At 59.2% G+C, this 2299-nt stretch carries 3 protein-coding genes; all 3 read right to left on the bottom strand.

Features of this window, described 5'->3' with window-relative positions; translation table 11 throughout:
* Positions 1–33: 33 nt before the first annotated feature.
* On the bottom strand, positions 34–1539 hold the full coding sequence (gene tnpC / locus LGZ99_RS24100) for an IS66 family transposase (protein WP_262979815.1): 1506 nt from the start codon (positions 1537–1539) through the stop codon (positions 34–36).
* A 63-nt stretch (positions 1540–1602) separates the two neighbouring features.
* Positions 1603–1938: an IS66 family insertion sequence element accessory protein TnpB gene (gene tnpB / locus LGZ99_RS24095; RefSeq protein WP_262979814.1), complete on the bottom strand. Its 336-nt coding sequence runs from the start codon at positions 1936–1938 to the stop codon at positions 1603–1605.
* On the bottom strand, positions 1932–2299 hold a 368-nt coding region (tnpA, locus tag LGZ99_RS24090; protein ID WP_262979813.1), incomplete at its 5' end, for an IS66 family insertion sequence element accessory protein TnpA. The genes tnpA and tnpB, both read right to left, overlap by 7 nt.

The following is a 2299-nucleotide window of genomic DNA, read 5'->3' as shown; positions in this document are numbered from 1 at the left end:
CCTTGCATTGTCAGATAACAACAAAATGGGATGTTAACTGAAGGGATTATCAGGCCAGGGCAACAGCTCATTCAACCGATTGTTCGGCCAGATAGGCAGTCGGCTGAGGACATCACGTAACCAGACCCAGGGCTCATGTCCGTTGGCTCTGGCGGTTTCCAACAGGCTCATTATCATGGCCGCCCGTTGCCCCGCGGGCAGTGAACCCGCAAAAAGCCAGTTCTTTCGGCCGAGCGCCACACCCCGGACCGCATTCTCCGCCCGGTTGTTGTCTATCGGCACCCGGCCATCATCCAGATAACACACCAGCGCCGGCCAGCGCTTCAGCGTATAATCTATCGCTTTGCGTAACCCGGAGTTGGGCGCCGTTTGGGCCTGAGTCGTCTGCAACCAGGACCGGAACTCATTCAGCCACGGCCGGGCATAACGCTGCCGCCACTGACGCCGTTTATCCGGCGGCCGGTGTTTGATTTTTCGCTCCAGCTTGTACAGGTCGCGAATGCCATCCAGCGCCTGTTTCGCTACCGAACTTTGGCTCGCTTTATATTGGTCAAAGAATTTACGACGGGCGTGGGCCCAGCAACCCGCTTCGGTGATATCCGCCCGGGCATGCAGCGCGTTGTAGCCGGCGTAGTCATCCGTGACAAGGTAGCCACCGGCCCATTCCTCCAGGAACCCCTGCGCATAACGGCCACTGCGGCCGGGATGCAGCTCATAGTACACCCCCGCCGGCGAGGTATCGGGGCCGGTGACATACGTCCACAGATAGGCGCGCTGGGTCTGGCCTTTTCCCGGGGCCAGTATCGGCAACGGGGTCTCATCGGCATGCAGCACGGGGGACGTCAGCAGTGTCTGCTTCAGGGCATTGGCCAACGGTTGCAACGCCAGAGCCACCTGCCCCACCCAGTCCGACAGGGTGCTGCGGGCCAGGGTTACACCACTGCGGGCATAGATTTGCTGCTGACGGTAGAGCGGAAGGGGGTCACGATATTTGGCGACCACCACCTGAGCCAGCAACCCCGGCTCTGGAATGCCCTTTTCAATCAGATGGGCGGGCTGGGCTTTAGCATGCACACACTGACAGCGCGCGCAGCTGTACTGCGGGCTGATATAGCGCCGGACGATAAACGTGGCCGGACGGTATTCCAGTCGCTCACTGATTTCATCACGTAAAAAGCGCAGGGCATGACCGCAATCCGGGCAGCTCTCTGTCTCCAGCGCCAACCGGATATCTTCACGGGGTAAAGTCGTCGGCAAAGGCTGACGTTTAGGATGAGACGCGGGCGCGTCTTCCTTGATATGCAGGCGTGAGAGCTGGGTTTCCAGCACCGCGATATCGGTATCGGCATCTTCCTCAAACTGATTGCGTTTGGGACCGGCAGGCAGGGTTTCGCTGTGCGCGCCAAAACGCCAACGGTGCGCCTGTTTCAGGGCTTCTTCCAGCTGGCGAATAGAGTCGTGTTGTTGCTGAAGCAGTGCCAGTGCCCGCACCCGAAATCGCCCGGGGTCATCCAGCGCCATTAAGTCATTGAGCGTCATGCCGACAGTGTACCGGATAATTCCCCGCCGTTATCCGGTAAAAGTGTGACCGGGGCGGCAGAATCAACTTCGCCAGCCGGACAGGTCATCCCCCTCGACCTGTTGCCAGTGAATGCCGCGGATGAGCCAGTCAAACTGGGCGGGCGTCATCACCCAGCTACGTTCGCTCTGCTTCGGCCAGACAAAATGGGCCCGGTGCAGACGGCGGGTACAGAGCCAGACGCCGTGTCGGTCCCAGCGCAACACCTTGAGACGGGAGCGGGCCTTGTTGCAGAAAACAAAAGCGGCTTCTTCCTGCCAGCGCAAATTCAGTCCCTCAAGGTGTTGGGTCAGGGCATCAATGCCCCGGCGCATGTCGACGGGCTCTCGCACCAGAAAGAGCTGTTGCGGTTTCAGCATCGGGCCAGTACTTGCATCACATCAGGCAACAGCGTCAAGGGACAGGCGATGGCATACCCGTCTGGGGTATGCAGGGTGACGGTGTGCGTGTCGTCAGGCTGGAGAGAAACCGGCAAGATGGCGGGCAGTGTCTGGCTGAGAGGTTGGTGCATTTTGTTACTGTCGGCAATCCAGTCGCGGAAAGAGGAAAAACTCAGCTGATGCTGTTCGCAATACTGTTTTCGGGTCAGGTCACTGTGGCGCCATTGGGTCACATGGTGTTGTTTTTGCTCCGGGGTATATCGGCTACGGCTCATGGTGTCAGTCTCCAAATGAAGATAAAGAAACGGTAGCGTGCATGGGCCGGAGGGGAAGAACAAGG

Source organism: Photorhabdus temperata, from assembly GCF_025384845.1.
GTDB classification, from domain to species: Bacteria; Pseudomonadota; Gammaproteobacteria; order Enterobacterales; family Enterobacteriaceae; genus Photorhabdus; species Photorhabdus temperata.
This window is presented reverse-complemented; position numbering and strand designations above follow the sequence as displayed.